Origin of the sequence: Mesonia profundi (assembly GCF_031085155.1) — a bacterium.
Taxonomy (GTDB): domain Bacteria; phylum Bacteroidota; class Bacteroidia; order Flavobacteriales; family Flavobacteriaceae; genus Mesonia; species Mesonia profundi.
Genome location: NZ_JAVHUL010000014.1, coordinates 53,833 through 71,974 on the forward strand (window position 1 = coordinate 53,833; position 18,142 = coordinate 71,974).

Sequence of the window (18,142 nt, forward strand, 5' to 3'; positions counted from 1 at the left end):
AACTAAGCTTTAGAAAAAATTAAACTAGAACAATTTCCTCCAAAACCAAAAGAATTAGAAAGTACATAATTTACTTTCTGTTTCGTAAACGTGGTGTGCGGAGAAAATTTTAAGTCCTTCATCTGTTCCTTTAAGTTCAAATTAGGAAAAACACATTGATTTTGTAAACTTAAAATAGAATACACGGCTTCTATCGCTCCGGCAGCAGCTAAGGTATGTCCTGTAAAAGCTTTGGTGCTACTTACTCGCGGAATCTCTTCAAAAAGTCGTTGAATTGCCATTCCTTCCGAAAGATCATTATTAGGTGTTGCCGTTCCGTGAGCGTTGATGTAATCAATTTGCTTCGGAAGTAACTCTGCTGCATTCAAGGCTTCTTGCATCGCTAGAAAAGAACCTTCACCTGTTGCCGAAGATGCGGTTTGATGATGTGCATCGTTTGCATTCGCATAAGATTCTAGGTAAGCCAAAATAGGTTGTCCCCGTTTATGAGCTTCTTCTTCGGTTTCTAAGACCAAATAAGCTGCGGCTTCTCCTAAATTGAGCCCTTTTCGCTGTTCATCAAAAGGCTGACAAAGTTCTGAAGATAAAATTCGTAACGAATGAAATCCGTTTAAGGTAAATTTAGAAAGACAGTCGGTTGCGCCCACCAATACCTGTTTTAATCGCTTTTGTTTTAAAAGTCTGGCGCCCATCATAATGGCATTCGCACCAGAAGAACAGGCGGTACTTATGGTAGAAACCGTTCCGTTAATTCCCAAATAATTTGCCATCTCATTGGTGGTAAAACCGGGATGTTGTGCTTCTATAAAAGGAAAATTGTCTGGGTGGTCCTTAAATTGATGATAAAGCTGTTCGGTTTTATCCATTCCGCCAACGCTGGTTCCATTTACAAAACCTACATCCTTTAGATGAGATGTTAAATTCGCTTGTTGTAAAGCCTGTTTCGCTGCATAGGCTCCCAATAAGGCAGCACGTGTAAAATGATGTTTTTTAGGAAGTTGTAAGAAATCAGCAATCTCTGCGTTCTTCCATTTAACCTCTCCTGCAGGAAATTCTTGCTGGTGAAGCGTATCTAAAATTTCGATAGTTCCTATTCCCGATTGAGCTTGTTTTAGGGCACTAAAATTCTCTTCCACATCTTTTCCAATAGCGGAGATTATTCCCATTCCCGTAACGACAATCTTGGGCGATTTCATCTATGCGTTCTTTTCAATAAATTGCGCCAAGGTTTCTATGCTGGTAAAAACTTCTTTTCCTTGTGCCGGATCGGTTAATTTAATGCCGAAATCTTTCTCCAACATCACGATTAATTCGAGTGCATCAATAGAATCTAAGCCTATTTCATCTCCAAATAAAAAGTCGTCATTTTGTATATCTTCCACACTTAAATCTTCCAAATTAAGTTGTTTTATAATCTTTTCTTTTAGTTCTAAACGTAAATCACTCATTGGGTATATTTTTCTAATAGCGTTTCTGCGGAAAAAATATGCATTCCGCGGGGCTCAATATAATTTAAAAATAGGTAATAATCATCCAAATTCGCTTCTAACCATCCGCAAATGGCTGCTGAAGCTTTTTTTTGCTCTAATAAAGACTGCGTATAATTCTGTATAAATTGCGCCTGAAAATCTTCTGCTACAAAGAACGCATTTTCGCTTTGCAATTCGTGTTTAATACTTAGTTCTCCCATCACAATATTGGGCAAGGTGTACACAAAAGTCGCTGGAGATGGGAAATTATGAATACTTTCTTGATGTTGAGTATCACTCACTTCACTGCTCGAAGCATTTTGAAAAACCAAAGCGGTATCCTTAGGATATTCTTCTTTTAAAACACAACTCGCAATCATTCCCAGCTTACATAACACATCCATTTTATGAAATTTCGGATAATTGATTCCAAAAAAACGATAGGCTTCTTTTAAAAAATCTTGCGTAGAAATATGGGGTTCTGTTTTAAAAATAAGCTCGTCATCTTTAAAAATTTGATGCTTTTTTAGCTTTACGGAAGAAGTGATGTACCAGTCTCTTTTCATTCCGTTTCCTTTTTTAGAAGCATGGCAAAATTACAACCCCCAAAACCTGAAGCGGTTTTTAAAGCGATTTGTAAAGACTTATGCTCTGTGGTTGTAATCATATTAAGGGCTTTGCTAGTCCCCTGATTTTTATAACCTAAAGATTTAAAAACTCTATTTTCCTGCAAACTTACTTGACTAAAAATAAGCTCTAATAAAGCGGAAGCACCCAAAGTGTGACCGTAATAAGCTTTTAGACTATTCAACGGAGTATGTTGTAATCCCAAACGATGAAAAGCTATAGATTCCATTTCGTCATTAAAAAGCGTCGCCGTTCCGTGAGCCGAAATGTAATCAATTTCACTCGCTAAAATACCAGCTTCTTGAAGCGCTTTTTGAACGCTTAGATATAAACCTTCTCCGGTTCGTGACGGCCCCGAAATGTGATTCGCATCGTTGGCGGTGGCTTCTCCTATAATCTCAATTGCTTCTTCTTTTGGCTTTACGGAAGTCACCCAAACTGCTGCTGCAGCTTCTCCAATATTGATTCCTGTTCTATCTTTTGAAAAAGGCTCACAAACTCCTTTCGCCAAAGCTTGAAAAGAATTAAATCCCGTTAAGGTAAATTCGCTTACCAAATCTCCTCCCACTACCACTGCGTGATCATAGGTTTTATTCTGAATTAATTTTTTAGCAACACTAACTGCAAGTCCGCCAGAGATACAGGCATTGGAAACCACAATTGGAGTTTCAGGCAATTTAAAATAGTGCTGAAGTCTTTTTGCAAGTTGAGGAAGCTTTGCTCTTTCTTTTGAAAACGGATTTTCTTCCGCCAAGGCATCTACATTTCCTTTGGTGGTGGCAATAATAAAAACTATTTTTTCTTTCGGAATTTCTTGGTGCGCTTGAAGCACTTCAGCAACTGCCAAGATCATCATTTTCTCTAATTTGGTATAAGCTTCTGCATTTTCCAGCCTTTTAAAACGCTCTTGAAGTTTAATTTCAGAAATCTTTCCTGCTACATAATCTCCCATAAACGGAGAATGATAGCTTTGCATGGCAGATTTGCCCTGAGTTACTGCTTCTATATTTTCTTGGGAAGTGGAACCTAGCGGAGATACAATTTGGTGATTCTCTAAGTAAACTTTTCTCATTCCAGCCCATGTTTTTCTTTCCACTTTCTAAAAAAGTCGGGAATGCTTAATGAAAGTTGTCCTTCTTTATCGGTAAACACCTGAACGGTTTCTCCTGTACAAACCAATTCTTTCCGCTGATTAAAAACTTCGTATTTAAAATGAATTTTAGCCGCTGGTGTATTGTAAAATGTAGTTTTTACGGTAGCTACATCTTCATATTTTAAAAAGAGCTTATGCTCACAATAGGATTTTACGACTGGAGTTGCAAAACCTTCTTCGTACATTTTCATATAAGGAATGCCGTACGAGCGATTAAAAGCTTCTCTCCCATCTTCAAAATAAGTGATGTAATTGCCATGCCAAACCACCTGCAAAGGATCGCAGTCCTTAAAACGAACCCGCACTTGGTATTCATTTACCAAGTTGGTAGGCTGGGAATTAAATCTTTCTTTGATCATGAAGAAGGAGCTATTGCTGTTTTTATTTCCGCGGAGGCGATCATATTTCCCGCTGCATCTAATACTTCAGCTTTAGATAATTTAATACCCATAAACTCTTGTATGAAGTTGACTTTTGTGAAAATTTCTTCACCTACTTTAGGAATACGGTAAATATGCGCTGTTTTAATCGCCCCAATAAAACCTATTTCTATTTTGGTCTCTTGGGCGAGGTAATCGAGATAGCCTTTTTGCAAGGCGATACTTTGCGCCATATTTTCTAGGAGACCCGCTTCAGAAAAATAGTTTTCTTGATTAAGAATATTATCTTCTTCTATCTTAAGACCCGTTAGCACCTGCTCTTCATTGGCCTCATACAATGCGCTTAGCATCACAAAAGGTTGTTTTTGTGGAATAAGTTGTTGCACTAATGCAGATTCTATAAGGAGCTCTTTTATCATGATTTATATTCTTTCCAAAAATCGTAAAAATTAAACCATTGCGCAGGGTATTTTCTTACCATTTTTTCTAAATACTGAGTGTATCCCAATAAAATTTCTTGAGTCGAGTACTTAGATGGCATAAATCTTCTCGCGTAAAAGTGATAATGGAAATTTTTCTCTCGCATAATATAGGCAAATAAGATAGGCAACTTCTTTTGGGCTACCAGCTTAAAGGGGCCTTGAAAAAACTCGGTTTCTTTTCCTAGAAAATCTGCTTTTAAATGCTTTCCTTCTCCACTCCTATCTGCTGCAAAAACCAATAATTCGTTATTTTGAATCGCATCGTTAATTTTAAATACATGAGACATATCATCTTTGATGACAATAAGCTTCAGATGCGTTTCTCCAGTTACAGAGTTAAGGTAACTCTTGATTTGTTCATGCTCTGTATCTGTAACCACCATATTGATATGAATAGGTTCACTGGATACTTCCGTAAAGAAAGACCTAGAGATATTGAAATTGCCAATATGTGCGGTAAAAATAATCCCGCCTTTGCCTTCCTCTATCAGTTTCTTTATATGCTGAATTCCATCAAACTCAAAAGTAAATTTTTTTCTAAGTCCTACCGTTACGGCAACCCGATCTATTAAGGTTTTACCTAACTGCACATAAGAGTTGAAAATTCCTGCTAAGGATTTCATTTTAGAAAACTCTAGTCGGTTATGGTAATAATTATAGATGTTTTTACTTGTGGTATACGAAGAAAAAATAAAGTAGAATGCCACAAAATAAAGTAGACCGTAAGCAGCTCTTAGACCAAGGTGTTTAATAAAAAATATAAAAATTTTATATCCTAGAACACTGCCCTTAGATTGTCCTTTCCAATCTGCCATGGTGGTTACTGCTTAAGCTTGGTATCGATAAGACTATAAAAGTCTTCAAAAGTATCAATATTCACAAAGTCTTCTCCTAAAAGCTTTATTCCAAAACTAGACTCAATGGCGACCACTAAATCTACATAATCTAAACTGTCTAAATCTAACGTATCTTTTAAATTCGCTGTTGTTGAAATTTCACTTTGTTCTACTTCGAACTCATCCACCAAAAAATCATCTATTTTTGAAATGATTTCACCTCTTTCCATTGATTAAGATTTTACTGTTATTGCTTTACCTTCTGGATGACTAAAGCAGAATTGGTTCCGCCAAACCCAAAAGAATTGCTCAAAAATACATCAATTTTTGCGTTTAACGTTTCCTTAACTAAATTTAATTTGGCAGAATCTTCATCGGGCTCGTCTAAATTGATATTGGGAGCTATAAAATCGTTTTGCATCATAAGTAGAGAATAGACCACTTCACTCGCACCAGCCATCCAACATTCGTGCCCTGTCATCGATTTTGTAGAGCTTACAAAGGGTTTTCCCTTTTCAAAAACTTCGTGAATAGCTTTGGCTTCATTGGTATCTCCTATGGGCGTAGAAGTTGCGTGGGCATTGACATAAGTAATTTTTTCGGCAGAAATATTTGCCATTTCTAGCGCGCGTTTCATCGCTCGCGCTGGTCCTTCTTGATTGGGCGTAGAAATATGATCGCCATTAGAAGAAAAACCATAGCCGGTAACTTCTCCTAAAATAGTGGCACCTCTTTTTACAGCCGACTCATAGCTTTCGAGGAATAAAGCAGCACTTCCGCCGCTAGGCACTAATCCGTCTCTATCTTTATCAAAAGGCCGACTTGCTTTATGGGGCTCATTTTCTCGTGGAGAAAAAACACCTAAACCATCAAAGCTCCCCATAGCATACTCGTTAATTTCTTGAGCTCCGCCACAAAGAATATAGTCTTGTAAGCCTTGCTTAATAAGCAAATAAGCCATTCCAATACTATGAGAACCGCTAGCACAAGCCGCACTTACGGTAAGATTGATTCCTTTGAGTTTAAAGATGGTAGCCAAATTCATACTGCATGTAGAATTCATCGATTTAAAAACGCTTCCAGAGCCTACCAAGGTCGTATCTTTTTTGTCTCTAATTTTATCGGTAACTTCTATCACCGAATTGGCCGTACTATCGTTCCCAAAAAGAATTCCTATTTCTTGGGTATCTAAAAATTCTTGATCTATTCCTGCTTGTTCAAATGCTTGTTGGGAGGCTACATAAGCGTATTCTGTCTCGGCTCCTATGCTAATGCGTTGTCTTCGGGTGAGTTCTTTTTTAAGGTTGAGCGGCGGAACCACTCCTGTTAACGCCGATCTATAACCAAAATCTTTTCGTTTTTCATCATATTTAATTCCAGATTTTCCCGCTCGCAAAGAAGCAGTCACTTCTTCTCGATTGGTTCCTATACAAGAATAAATTCCCATACCTGTAATGACAACTCTTCGCATAAATTTTATGAATAAATTCCTCCGTTTATATTAATGACTTCCCCTGTAATGTATGAAGATTTTTTGGAAGCTAAAAAACTAACCAAATCGGCTACTTCTTGTGCTTCTCCAAATCTATTGGCAGGAATCAGTTTTTTCAACTCTTTTTCATCCAAATCTTTAGTCATATCTGAATGGATAAAACCTGGTGCCACCGCATTTACCGTTACTTTTCTTTTGGCGATTTCTTGCGCTAAAGCTTTGGTAGCAGCAATTACCGCTCCTTTTGCGGCAGAATAATTGGTTTGTCCTGGCGTGCCTTTCATCCCAGATAAGGAAACCATGTTAATCACTCTTCCGTAGCGTTGTTTTAGTAAAGATTTTAAAAAATATTGCGTCACATTATAAAAACCTTGTAAGCTGGTTTGGATCACGCTATTCCAATCTTCTTCTGGCATCCACATAAAAAGTCCGTCTTTAGTGATTCCAGCATTATTCACCACCACTTCTATTTGCGCATCGGGGTTTTCTTTCATCCACGCATCAAAAAATTGAGTGGTTGCTTCTTTATTAGCCACATCAAATTGAAGTGCCTCACATGCTACTCCGCACGCCTCTATTTCCGCTTTAGCGTTATGAGCCGCTTCTTGATTAGACTTAAAAGTAAAAAGAATATGGTAATTTAAATCTTTTGCCAATTGTAAAGCGATGGCTTTCCCTAAACCTCTAGAACCGCCAGTAATTATTGCGTATTTCATGTTGTTATTTTTTTTCGCGGTAAGCTTCATTTTCCAATAAAAACTCTTTTACCTTTTTTATATACGGGTAAATAGCTTCGTCCGTTTTGAAAGGAGGAACGATTTCTTTTAATTGCTCAAGAATAGAAACAGAAGCCGATGATAATTTCTTTCCCTTTTCGGAAAAATAAGCTGCTTGGGTTAATGCAATCAACTGAATTGCCAATACCTCGTACGCATTATCAATAACCGTTTTGGTCATATTTGCCGCGTTGGTTCCCATACTCACCACATCTTGATTGTCGTTATTATTAGGAATGCTATGAATATACATCGAATTGGATAGCGCCTGATTTTCTGCTGTCGTCGAAACTGCTGTAAATTGCATTCCTTGAACTCCAAAATTAAGTCCTAAAGTCCCCAAGTTGATAAATGGCGGAAAAAGTTCGTTCAGCTTAGCGTTGAGCAAGTAATTAAGCTGTCGTTCTGCCAACATACTCAGTTTGGTAATACCTAACTTTAACTTGTCCATTTCTAGAGCGATATAATCGCCGTGAAAATTCCCTCCGTGATATATTTGCTGTGAAGCCACATCTACAATAGGATTATCGTTGGCAGAATTTACTTCTTCTATCAAAATAGATTCTGTATTTTTAATCGTATCTTTTATAGGTCCCAAAATTTGAGGCACACAACGCAAACTATAATATTCTTGTACTTTTTCTTTAAATACTTTCTCTTCCTTGGGATTATACAAATGCTGAATCCTACTTTTTATACGTCCGCTATCCTTTAAATGAGTCCGCATTAATCCTGCAATTTCTTGTTGTCCTTTGTGCTTTTTGGCGGCATTAAGCTGTTCAGAAAAATGATCATCATAAGCTTCTACCAATTCATTGATTAACGAACTTGCAAAAACCGACCAGTTTAAAAGACGTTTAGCGTAAATGGTATTCACAATTCCAATTCCCGTCATAGCTGAAGTTCCGTTCATAAGTCCCAGTCCTTCCCTACCTTTTACTTGAATAGGCTGTATTCCTTCTTGCTTAAAAACTTCTTGTGTATCGCAGCGTTTTCCTTGATAAAAAACCTCTCCTTCCCCAATAAGAACCAAAGCCAAGTGTGCCAATTGCACTAAATCTCCGCTTGCTCCTACTCCGCCATGCTCAAAAATTAAGGGAGTAATCTCTTTATTTAAAAGCTGAGTCATCACTTCGATGACGCTTTGATGCACTCCAGATTTCCCTAGACTTAACGTATTTAAACGCGCCAACATTAAAGATTTTACATACAAAGGCTCCATAATCTTCCCAGCGCCCGAAGCATGACTTCTTATAAGATTATACTGTAGGGCAGTTAGGTCTTGAGTTTCTATTTGATATTGAGCCATAGGTCCAAACCCGGTGTTTACCCCGTAGATCACTTTGTTTTTGGCAAACTCTTGTAAAAAAGTAAAACTTTCTTCTACCCTATCTTGTATGGATGAATCCCAAGAAATTTTCTTATTCTCAAATAAAATCTTATAAAAGTCCTGAAATGTAATCTCTTCTTTAATTGCTATCATAATATGCGAAAGTTTGTTAAAATCTTTCTAGTTTCGCAAATGTAGTATATTTACCAAGCAAACAAAATAGAATGAAAAAAGAAAAGGTAGACGTGGCCATTATTGGAGCGGGCCCTTCGGGAACTGTTTCTGCTTCTTATTTGCAACAGCAAGGGATTGAGGTGAAAGTGATTGAAAAGTCAAAGTTTCCTCGCTATAGTATTGGCGAAAGCCTTATTCCGCGATGTATGGATAATTTTGAAGAAGCAGGATTATTAGATTGCCTTAAAGCACAAAATTATCAAGTTAAAACTGGAGCTCGTTTTATTAAAGATGGTTTAGTAAGTGATTTTGATTTCAGTAAAAAATTTGGAGAAGGTTGGGATTGGACTTGGCAAGTGCCTAGAGATCATTTTGATCATACTCTAGCCCAAGAATGCATTCGTAAAGGAGTAAAAATTGAATTTGAATCTCAAGTAACCGATGTTAGCTTTACGGAAGAAAATGCCACTTTGACTATTGAAAATAAACAACAAGAAGTTTATGAGTTGGAAGCTAAATATGTGATAGATTCTAGTGGTTTTGCCAGGGTTTTAGCCCGAATTCTAGATTTGGAAGCTGCTCCTAGAATTCCGCAACATTCTTCTATTTTCACCCAAGTAAAAGACCTTAGAAGACCCGATGGCTCTGAAGGCGAAGCCATCACTTTTGATATTATAGAACAAGAAGTGTGGTTTTGGTACATTCCTTTTTCTAACGGAAATACGAGTATCGGTTTCGTGGCAACTACCGAGTGGTTTGATCAATTTAAAGGAACTACTACCGAACAATTTACTCAAATGCTTTCCTTTACCGAAAAATACTATCCACAATTTAAAGAGCTTCCATTTTTATTTGAGCCTATACAGGTGAAAAATATAGCAAAGAATGTGACTAAACTCTATGGAAACCGATTTGTACTTACGGGCAACAGCGCCGAATTTTTAGATCCTGTATTTTCTTCGGGGGTTTCTTTTGCTACAGAATCTGGTCTTTTGGCAGCTAAGCTCATCATCAAAGAATTAGCAGAAAAAGAAGTCGACTGGCAAAAAGCCTATGTAGATCATATGCAGGAAGGTGTAAAAGTATTTTCTACCTACGTCAAAGAATGGTATAATGGGAATTTACAAAAGATTATCATGCACCAAGAACACAACTTAGAAATCAAAGAACAAGTCTGTGCTGTGTTAGCCGGTTATGTATGGAATCAAGAAAATCCTTTTGTCAAAAAGCACGATCGCTTGGTAAAAAACATCGCCCATTTAATAGATATGGAAAATAATCAGAAAAATAATAAGACATAAAATTCTCATAGCTAGAACACTAAAAAATACTTCTCTAAAAAGCCAAAAAAATTCTCTGAAAAGCTTGCCGAGAAGATAAAGACGTCTTATATTTGCAACCGCAATACGAAAGCGAAAGTTCATAAATATAACGGAGAGGTGCCAGAGTGGTAATGGAGCAGATTGCTAATCTGTCGACGGGTAACTGTCGCCAGGGTTCGAGTCCCTGTCTCTCCGCTACTTTCCAAAATTAGTACACCTCGGGGTGTAGCGTAGCCCGGTCATCGCGCCTGCTTTGGGAGCAGGAGGTCGCAGGTTCGAATCCTGCCACCCCGACTAAGTAATTCATAGAATTACGCTAAATAAGTCCAAACCCTTATAAACACTATGTTTATAAGGGTTTTTTTGTTTTTAGGAAATCATCCTAAATCATTCCAAATGATATAATATGAGACCTATTCGGATACCTATTCGGGTACCTATTAGGATACCTAAATAAAGATCATTATATTGTAGAGTAATACTGATTTGACAGTCGTTTTCAGAAGTTTGTTTAACTCGAAAACATAAGTATTATGAGCAATCCCAATACCTTTTCAGTACTATTCACTTTAAAATCTATAGTGAATTCAACTATTAATCCTATTTATGCAAGGATAACCCTCAATGGCGTTAGAGCCCACATTTCCACGCACCGTAAAACCGCAAAGAAAAATTGGAACTATAGTTCAGGCAGAATAAAAGGCCACTCTATAGAAGCAAAACAAATAAACCAATACTTAGATCAAATGTATTTTGGTTTATTGGATGCCCAGAAAGAACTTGAGAAAGAAAAAGTGGTAATCTCTGCCCAGAAAATCAAAGCAAGATTCCTTGGCCAAGATGAAAAATCAAAAACACTCATAGAACTCGTGGAATACCACAACTCTAAATATGCCTACAATCTAAAGCCAGGAACCATAAAAAATTACCACTCTACCCTTAGATTTTTAAAAATATTCTTACAAGTACAGTTTAAAACCGAAGACATTTACTTAACTGAACTCAATTATAAATTCATCACTGAATTTGAATACTTCTTAAGAAATCACAAAAGCGAGAACCACTCCCCTACACCATCCAATAACGGTGTAATGAAACATTTAGAAAGATTAAAAAAAATATCAAAACTAGCTGTAAGACTAGAATGGGTAGAAAAAGATCCATTCAAAAACCTCAAACTTCATTTTGATAAAGTGGATAAAGCCTTCTTGTCTAAAAATGAATTAGAAGCCATTGAAAATTATAGACCGTTAAACCAGACACTTAAAAACACCTTAGATGTATTTCTTTTTGCTTGCTATACAGGTCTCTCTTGGATAGACATTAAGAAACTAACCAAAGACAAAATACACCTGGGAATTGATGGTAACAGATGGATTTTCACGCACAGAGAAAAAACCAATACAACTATTAAAATCCCACTCTTAGATATCCCATTGCGGATTTTGAAAACCTACATTGAACCAATGAAAGATAAAGAAGAAGTACTTCCAGTCTATTCAAATCAAAAATGTAATAAATATTTAAAGCTCATTGCTACAGAATGTCATATAAACAAGAACCTAACCTTTCATGTGGCCCGTCATACGTTTGCAACCACCGTTACATTAAGCAATGGAGTTCCCATTGAAACCGTTTCAAAGCTACTAGGACACACTAAGTTAGCTACTACTCAAATATATGCAAGGGTATTAGAAAATAAAATTAGCGAAGATATGGATGTGCTAAAGTCCAAATTAAGAATTGCAAATAACCTAAGAAAAAACGCTAAATAACAACTAATTGATGTGAATTATCGTAATTAACAACATTTAATCTTATCTGTTAACATATTTTTTTATAATTTTAAGTAGAATAATTGCAAAACCCTCTCTTATGCATCAGGATATTCTGAATTGCTACACCAAGTTTATGGATGGCACAAAAATAATTATGGGCGAAGATCTAAGAGATTTAGAAATAATTCGAAAAGGAATTACGTATTCTAAAGAAAATTTGCAGGAATTACGTGTGCTATTACGCAAACATGATTTTCACACTATAGAGGGGGAAATTCATTTTTTTAAATCCATTAAACCTGCTGTAAATGGATATTTAAAGTTTTTTGTATACATCTACAGGTTAGAGCTACATTTCCCTATAACAAGCTTTAAGATTAAACAAAAATACCTTAAAATGGAAATGTGTCAAATTGAAACTAAACGACTTAAATACGTAGAGTTTTACCGGTATTATAAAAACAAAGAAACAAGCTTAGATCATTATTATTTCGTTAGACAAACAGAACGAATTGAAAGTATTTTAGACACCACTCATTTTTTTTCAGACCCTGAATTCTCTACCAGTCATGATAATATATATGCTAAATTTATAAAATATGAAATTTTAGAATCTCATTTAAAATATTTAGCCATTACATTAATAAGGGAAAAAAGCCGAGAAGATAATAACACGCATAAACCTATAATTTACAAAGACTCTAACTGGACATCTTCTATTACAGATCTAGTAGAGCTCATTTACTCTTTAAAAGCAGCTAGAGCCATCAATAATGGCTCAAAAGAGCTAAATCAAATGATTTCAGTTGTCGAACAAGTTTTTGGTATCAAAATTAAAAACCATTCCAATATTTATCAAAAAATTAAATATAGATCCCGTAACACGACCAAATTTTTAGATCACTTAAAATTGAGTCTATTAAGTAAAATTGCTTCTGAAGATTAATAAATACCTCTTTTTTATATTTTTTATTGGGGTGTCTATGGGGTAGCACCCTTTTTACATCATAATTGTTGCTCACATTTGTCATACGATTGTCAAATCAGTATAAACAATGTATAACTTAAAAACAGTAATTATGCCAGCAACAATTTTAACCACAGATGACTTACGTGAATTTAAGATGGAATTAATTGAAGAAATGAAGACCATCATTTCTAAAGTACAACCTAAAAAGGAAACTACAAAATTCTTAAAATCTGCTGAGGTAATGGAGTTACTTCAAATCAGTCCAGGAACACTTCAAAATTTAAGAATAAATGGCACCCTTCCTTTTATTAAACTAGGTGGTGTCATTCTTTACAACAAAGAAGAAATCCTAAAAGCCTGTAAAGAACATAAATATTAGTAGTATGAATTACATACTACAGTTGAACGGGGTTTTTAGCAATTTCGCTAAAGATTCACGTTTAAATCCATCCCATATAAGTCTTTATATGGCCTTGTTCAATCTTGCCAATACGTTGCATTTTCCAAAAGAGTTTCAGGTAGATAGAAATGAAATGATGAGAGATGCTAAAATTGGTTCATTAACTACATACCATAAATGTATTAAAGAGTTAAATGAATTTAAATATGTAGAGTACTATCCTTCTCACAATAGGTTTAGAGGCTCTAAAATTATCCTTATCAATTTTTGTACTAGTCCTAAACAAGTGGTAAACAAGTCATATACAAGTCCTAAACAAGCGCTGGTACATGAAAGGAAACACAATACAAACAATAATAAACAAAATACAAATGTTTTTTTTAAAGACAAAAAAAAATTAAAACAATCAATTCTTGCATTTTTTTCAAACCATAAGAGTCTTGAATTTCTTACAGAAATTCAAAAAAAAGAAAAAGCAACCCAGTTTTATAATTATTACCAAAGTCTAGGATGGAAAATTAACGGACAAACAATTGAAGATTGGAACCCTGCAGCAGACAATTGGATTTTAAAAGCCAATACAAAAAATACAGAATCAAAAACATACCTGCATTCTGAAACCAAAAAAGTGTACGATAAACCTTTATAAAAATTAAGTTATGGAAAAATTAAAATCACAACCAGGCATAGTTAGAGTGAATAAGGAAACTTACCAAATTGCAAAATTTAAAAATGAAATGTTGTATTATGATTTCGCAGAGATAGTTTATTTCCTTATTGCTAAGGGAAAATCTCTTTTTGGGGAACACTTCAAGATTTATAAAATCGATTTACCTCTTCTTCATAAACTTATTTGTTACCGTATTGCCGATCCAAATTATTGCAAAAAATATAACATTGACACTAAAAAAGGTTTATTATTAACTGGCCCAATAGGTTGTGGCAAAACAAGCATAATCACACTATTAAAACACATCACTCCCCACCTACCCAGCTACCAAGTGATACCGGCAAGAAATGTCACCTTTAGCTTTAATTTTTTAGGCTACAAAGTGATTCAAAATTATGGCGACTCTTCACATTATTGTTTTGATGATATTGGTGTGGAACCAACCGGAAAACATTTTGGTAAAGAATGTAATGTAATTGGAGAAATTCTACTGTCCCGATACGAAATGTACCTCAAGGCAAATAAATTAAAAAGCAGAGGCCTTCAATTAAAAACCCACGCTACTACAAATTTAAATGCAGACGAGTTGGAAGAGAAATACGGTAATCGGGTCCGCTCAAGAATGCGAGAAATGTTTAATTTAATTTCATTTGATCCCAATAGTGATGATAAAAGAAGTTGAGCAACGATGATCATTCTCCTAAACTTGAAGCTGACTATAATGAAGGAGCCATTTTCATAATCAGATATGATTAACTCGTTATCCCGAAGCTATTAATTATAAAAGTGTATTTTTGAATTGATATAACGAGTTGTGCATAATGCGGAAAATCGTGCTAAACATCAACATTTGAACTAAAAAAAGCCAATGCTCAAACAGCACATTTGTTTTTTTTCGAAACATCGGCCAACACAAAAAAAACAAAAGAGCAGTTTATTTACCAACGCTCAAATTGATGCTAATATTAAACTGAAAAAAATGAGCTATTCATACAACAAAAAAATAGTGCATTCGTTAATAGGTATTGGTCTAATTGTTTACTATGAATACTAAATAAATTTTAAAATGAAAAAAATAATTGTGGCATTATTAGTAATGGTTGTTTGCGTAAGTACAACAATGGCTCAAGAATGGCAATCAGATATTAACGTTGCAAAAGAAATTGCATCCAAAGAAAGTAAACCTATAATATTAGTATTTCAAGGTTCAGATTGGTGTGCGCCTTGTATTAAACTTGACAGAGAAATTTGGAGTACAGATACTTTTAAAAAGTATGCAAAAGAAAATTATGTGATGCTAAAGGCAGATTTTCCGAGAAGAAAGAAAAATACATTGTCAGAATCACAAAAAAAAGCAAATGTATTACTTGCTGAAGAATACAATAAACAAGGTTTTTTTCCTTTTGTTGTAGTACTTGATTCTAAAGGCAAAGTGTTAGGTGAAAGTAGTTATAAAAAGACTACACCAGAAAATTATATTAAAGAATTAAACGCTTTTACAAAGTAACTTGAAACATCTAATCACATTATTACTTTTATTCTCAATAATAGGTTGTGCAGCACAACAATCATATAAGAGAACACTCAAACTAATGGGTAGTCGGTTTGACATTACTGTTGTGGCAAACGATTCTATACAAGCAAACAAATATATTGATACTGCCGTAGCAGAAATTTCAAGAATTGAAAAATTAATTTCATCTTGGGATGATAATTCTCAAACATCAAAAATTAATCGCAATGCAGGAATTAAACCTGTGAAAGTTGACAAAGAACTATTTGATTTAATTGAAAGAGCAATAGGCCTTTCAAAATTAACTGATGGAGCTTTTGACATTAGCTATGCTTCAATGGACAGAATTTGGAAGTTTGATGGCAGTATGACCAAAATGCCTTCAAAAGAGGAAATAATTGCTTCTGTAGAAAAAGTTGGCTATCAAAACATTGTTTTAGATAAAAAGAATAGTACTGTCTTTCTTAAATTAAAAGGAATAAAAATTGGTTTTGGTGCTATTGGAAAAGGCTATGCAGCTGATAAAGCAAAAAAACTTCTTATTTCAAAAGGTGTAAGTTCTGGAATTATTAATGCTTCTGGAGATATGAATACTTGGGGAAAACAACCCAATGGAAATGAATGGAAAGTTGCTATTACAAACCCAATGGATAAAAATAAAGTCTTTGCATTACTACCTATTACTAATGGAGCTGTAGTTACTTCTGGAAATTATGAAAAATATGTAAACTTTAATGGTAAACGATACACACATATTATTGACCCAAGAACTGGATATCCTTCTACCGGAATTATAAGTGTAACCGTATTTGCGCCAAAAGCAGAATTGGCAGATGCACTAGCAACTTCAGTATTTGTTATGGGAAAAGAAGCTGGTTTAGACCGCATTAATCAATTGCCAAAAATAGAATGTATTATCATCGATGATAAAGGAAATATCACGAAATCAAAGAATATAGAAATAGATAAATTATGATTAAAAAATTTATATGTGCTACATTAATTACTACTTGTCTTAGTAGTTGCGTTGTGGTTAAAGAATACGAAAAAGTAAATATAAATGACCCAGATATGGCATTGGCAGACAAGAAAGCTGACCAAAATATTTCTACGATGCATTCCTATCGTGAAGCAGCTGTTGGAGCAAATGGAGGAAAAACTGGAGGAGGCTGTGGCTGTAACTAATAAAACTAGAAATTTGAAAAAAATAATTTTAATATTCTGCGTATTTGCTTTTGCTAAATCATATTCGCAAGCAACACAAGACTCAACCAAAGTTTATAAAAAACGTGTATTAGAAACTACTGAAGTAGATTTTCTAACAAGTTATTATTCTCAAGATGGCGACAATGCCGCGGTAAGTGGTGGAATAGGTACTGAAGAATTAACAGATATTACAGGAACTTTTGTCGTTTCAATACCTTTAAATGATGATGATGTATTAACCATTGATGCAGGAGTTTCTGCATACACATCAGCTTCTTCAAGTAATATTGATCCTTTTGATGATGGACCAGCAGACCCATTTCAAGCTTCTTCTGGCGCATCAAGTAGCGACCTTTGGGCAAATTTAACTGGAAGTTATAGTCATAGCTCTGACGATAGAAATGATATTTGGTCTGCAAAAATATCTATTTCATCAGAATACGATTATTTTTCAGCTGGTTTTGGTGGTAGTTACACAAAATTATTTAACGAAAAGAATACAGAGTTAAGTGTAAACGCAAATGTTTATATCGATACTTGGAATGCCATTTACCCAACCGAATTAAGACCGTTTGGAGAGAACGGTAATGGTTTAAACAATAGTTTGTTCACGCAAAATACAATTACAGGGAACACAAATTACAATCCTAGATTTAGTGAGTTTAAAGATGAAGGACGTAATTCTTATTCTTTAGGTTTTGGATTCTCTCAAATTCTTCACAAGAATGTACAAGGTTCGTTAGCATTAGATTTTGTAAAACAAGACGGTTTATTATCTACACCATTTCAAAGAGTGTATTTTAGTGATGTAGCGGATTCATTTATAGATGATTTTCAACTTGCAGATGCAATTGAGCGTTTGCCAGATTCAAGATTTAAAGTTGCTGTTGGTGGTCGTTTAAATTGGTATTTAAATGAAACATTTACAGTAAGAACATTCTATCGCTATTATTTTGATGATTGGGGAATATCTTCACATACTGCAAGTATTGAAGTTCCAATTAAAATAACAGATAAGTTTACGTTGTATCCATCTTATAGATTTTATAACCAAACAGAAGCCGATTATTTTAGACCTTATGAAAGTGCTTTATCTACCGATGACTTTTATACTTCTGATTATGACCTTTCCGAATATTCTGCTAACCAAATTGGATTTGGAGTGTCTTATACAGATATTTTCGCAAAGGCACATATTTGGAAACTAGGTCTAAAAAGTATTGATTTAAAATTTTATCAGTACGATAGAGATACATCTTTTAGTTCTAGTATTATTACTGCAGGATTTAAGTTTGTAATGGATTAATAAAATATTGAATATTTATTTGTTATAAGCCAACACTCAAAGCCATACACATTCGCAATTCGCTACAGCCAACGCAACGCCAAAAATTGCAAAAGAGTAAGTCTCGCCAACGCACACATTTGAACTAAATAACAAACATCGGAAAACCAAGTAGAACGTGAAAAGCACTATGCACAACAATGGTAACCGTTGCACAACCCCGTAATTCTAAAAAATACTATTCTAATAGCGCCATTTTAAGAGCGTTATTATTTTTAA

At 34.9% G+C, this 18,142-nt stretch carries 21 protein-coding genes and 2 tRNA genes; 12 read left to right on the forward strand and 11 right to left on the reverse strand.

Annotated elements, in window-relative coordinates; genetic code table 11:
• Positions 1-2: 2 nt before the first annotated feature.
• Genes RBU60_RS06935 through RBU60_RS06985 form a run of 11 tightly spaced genes read right to left on the reverse strand, consistent with a single transcriptional unit; the run spans position 3 to position 8,698 of the window.
• On the reverse strand, positions 3-1,196 hold the full coding sequence (locus RBU60_RS06935) for a beta-ketoacyl-[acyl-carrier-protein] synthase family protein (protein WP_308864017.1): 1,194 nt from the start codon (positions 1,194-1,196) through the stop codon (positions 3-5).
• Positions 1,197-1,448, reverse strand: a complete 252-nt coding sequence (locus RBU60_RS06940) for a phosphopantetheine-binding protein (protein WP_308864019.1) — start codon at positions 1,446-1,448, stop codon at positions 1,197-1,199.
• The gene (locus RBU60_RS06945; protein WP_308864020.1) at positions 1,445-2,035 is read right to left on the reverse strand and encodes a hypothetical protein; all 591 of its coding nucleotides are present in this window, start codon (positions 2,033-2,035) and stop codon (positions 1,445-1,447) included. The genes RBU60_RS06940 and RBU60_RS06945 overlap by 4 nt, the downstream gene beginning before the upstream one ends.
• Positions 2,032-3,168 carry a beta-ketoacyl synthase N-terminal-like domain-containing protein gene (locus RBU60_RS06950; RefSeq protein WP_308864021.1) on the reverse strand — a complete coding sequence of 379 codons (1,137 nt, stop codon included), beginning with the start codon at positions 3,166-3,168 and terminating at the stop codon, positions 2,032-2,034. The genes RBU60_RS06945 and RBU60_RS06950 overlap by 4 nt, the downstream gene beginning before the upstream one ends.
• Positions 3,165-3,608: an acyl-CoA thioesterase gene (locus RBU60_RS06955; protein ID WP_308864023.1), complete on the reverse strand. Its 444-nt coding sequence runs from the start codon at positions 3,606-3,608 to the stop codon at positions 3,165-3,167. The genes RBU60_RS06950 and RBU60_RS06955 overlap by 4 nt, the downstream gene beginning before the upstream one ends.
• Positions 3,605-4,048, reverse strand: coding sequence for a hypothetical protein (locus tag RBU60_RS06960; RefSeq protein WP_308864024.1), 444 nt, complete (start codon positions 4,046-4,048; stop codon positions 3,605-3,607). Before RBU60_RS06960 ends, RBU60_RS06955 begins: the two co-directional genes overlap by 4 nt.
• Positions 4,045-4,926, reverse strand: coding sequence for a lysophospholipid acyltransferase family protein (locus RBU60_RS06965; RefSeq protein ID WP_308864026.1), 882 nt, complete (start codon positions 4,924-4,926; stop codon positions 4,045-4,047). Before RBU60_RS06965 ends, RBU60_RS06960 begins: the two co-directional genes overlap by 4 nt.
• 5 nt (positions 4,927-4,931) lie before the next feature.
• The gene (locus RBU60_RS06970) at positions 4,932-5,177 is read right to left on the reverse strand and encodes a phosphopantetheine-binding protein (RefSeq protein WP_308864027.1); all 246 of its coding nucleotides are present in this window, start codon (positions 5,175-5,177) and stop codon (positions 4,932-4,934) included.
• Between the two features lie 17 nt (positions 5,178-5,194).
• On the reverse strand, positions 5,195-6,418 hold the full coding sequence (locus RBU60_RS06975; protein WP_308864028.1) for a beta-ketoacyl-[acyl-carrier-protein] synthase family protein: 1,224 nt from the start codon (positions 6,416-6,418) through the stop codon (positions 5,195-5,197).
• A 5-nt stretch (positions 6,419-6,423) separates the two neighbouring features.
• Positions 6,424-7,155, reverse strand: a complete 732-nt coding sequence (gene fabG, locus RBU60_RS06980) for a 3-oxoacyl-ACP reductase FabG (protein ID WP_308864029.1) — start codon at positions 7,153-7,155, stop codon at positions 6,424-6,426.
• 4 nt (positions 7,156-7,159) lie between these two features.
• The gene (locus RBU60_RS06985; RefSeq protein WP_308864030.1) at positions 7,160-8,698 is read right to left on the reverse strand and encodes an HAL/PAL/TAL family ammonia-lyase; all 1,539 of its coding nucleotides are present in this window, start codon (positions 8,696-8,698) and stop codon (positions 7,160-7,162) included.
• Between the two features lie 71 nt (positions 8,699-8,769).
• On the opposite strand from RBU60_RS06985, the gene RBU60_RS06990 reads away from it, so the two are divergent.
• The 12 genes from RBU60_RS06990 (at position 8,770) to RBU60_RS07045 (ending at position 17,884) form a co-directional block, all read left to right on the forward strand.
• The gene (locus tag RBU60_RS06990; protein WP_308864031.1) at positions 8,770-10,020 is read left to right on the forward strand and encodes an NAD(P)/FAD-dependent oxidoreductase; all 1,251 of its coding nucleotides are present in this window, start codon (positions 8,770-8,772) and stop codon (positions 10,018-10,020) included.
• 132 nt (positions 10,021-10,152) lie between these two features.
• Positions 10,153-10,236: transfer RNA gene (locus tag RBU60_RS06995), tRNA-Ser, on the forward strand.
• Between the two features lie 24 nt (positions 10,237-10,260).
• Positions 10,261-10,335: transfer RNA gene (locus RBU60_RS07000), tRNA-Pro, on the forward strand.
• Between the two features lie 239 nt (positions 10,336-10,574).
• A complete protein-coding gene (locus RBU60_RS07005) occupies positions 10,575-11,816 on the forward strand; it encodes a site-specific integrase (protein WP_308864032.1) in 1,242 nt (413 codons plus the stop codon).
• A 100-nt stretch (positions 11,817-11,916) separates the two neighbouring features.
• Complete coding sequence (locus RBU60_RS07010) at positions 11,917-12,765, forward strand: RteC domain-containing protein (RefSeq protein WP_308864033.1); 849 nt, start codon at positions 11,917-11,919, stop codon at positions 12,763-12,765.
• 133 nt (positions 12,766-12,898) lie between these two features.
• Positions 12,899-13,168, forward strand: coding sequence for a helix-turn-helix domain-containing protein (locus tag RBU60_RS07015; RefSeq protein ID WP_308864034.1), 270 nt, complete (start codon positions 12,899-12,901; stop codon positions 13,166-13,168).
• Between the two features lie 4 nt (positions 13,169-13,172).
• The gene (locus tag RBU60_RS07020) at positions 13,173-13,838 is read left to right on the forward strand and encodes a hypothetical protein (protein WP_308864035.1); all 666 of its coding nucleotides are present in this window, start codon (positions 13,173-13,175) and stop codon (positions 13,836-13,838) included.
• A gap of 10 nt (positions 13,839-13,848) precedes the next feature.
• Positions 13,849-14,541 (forward strand): P-loop NTPase family protein, encoded by a 693-nt coding sequence (locus tag RBU60_RS07025; RefSeq protein WP_308864036.1) that lies wholly within the window; start codon positions 13,849-13,851, stop codon positions 14,539-14,541.
• A 384-nt stretch (positions 14,542-14,925) separates the two neighbouring features.
• Positions 14,926-15,366 (forward strand): thioredoxin family protein, encoded by a 441-nt coding sequence (locus tag RBU60_RS07030; protein ID WP_308864037.1) that lies wholly within the window; start codon positions 14,926-14,928, stop codon positions 15,364-15,366.
• 85 nt (positions 15,367-15,451) lie between these two features.
• Positions 15,452-16,348, forward strand: coding sequence for an FAD:protein FMN transferase (locus RBU60_RS07035; protein ID WP_308864038.1), 897 nt, complete (start codon positions 15,452-15,454; stop codon positions 16,346-16,348).
• Positions 16,345-16,557, forward strand: coding sequence for a DUF4266 domain-containing protein (locus tag RBU60_RS07040; protein WP_308864039.1), 213 nt, complete (start codon positions 16,345-16,347; stop codon positions 16,555-16,557). Before RBU60_RS07035 ends, RBU60_RS07040 begins: the two co-directional genes overlap by 4 nt.
• Positions 16,558-16,570: 13 nt before the next feature.
• The gene (locus tag RBU60_RS07045) at positions 16,571-17,884 is read left to right on the forward strand and encodes a DUF3570 domain-containing protein (protein ID WP_407660195.1); all 1,314 of its coding nucleotides are present in this window, start codon (positions 16,571-16,573) and stop codon (positions 17,882-17,884) included.
• The last annotated feature ends 258 nt before the right edge of the window (positions 17,885-18,142 follow it).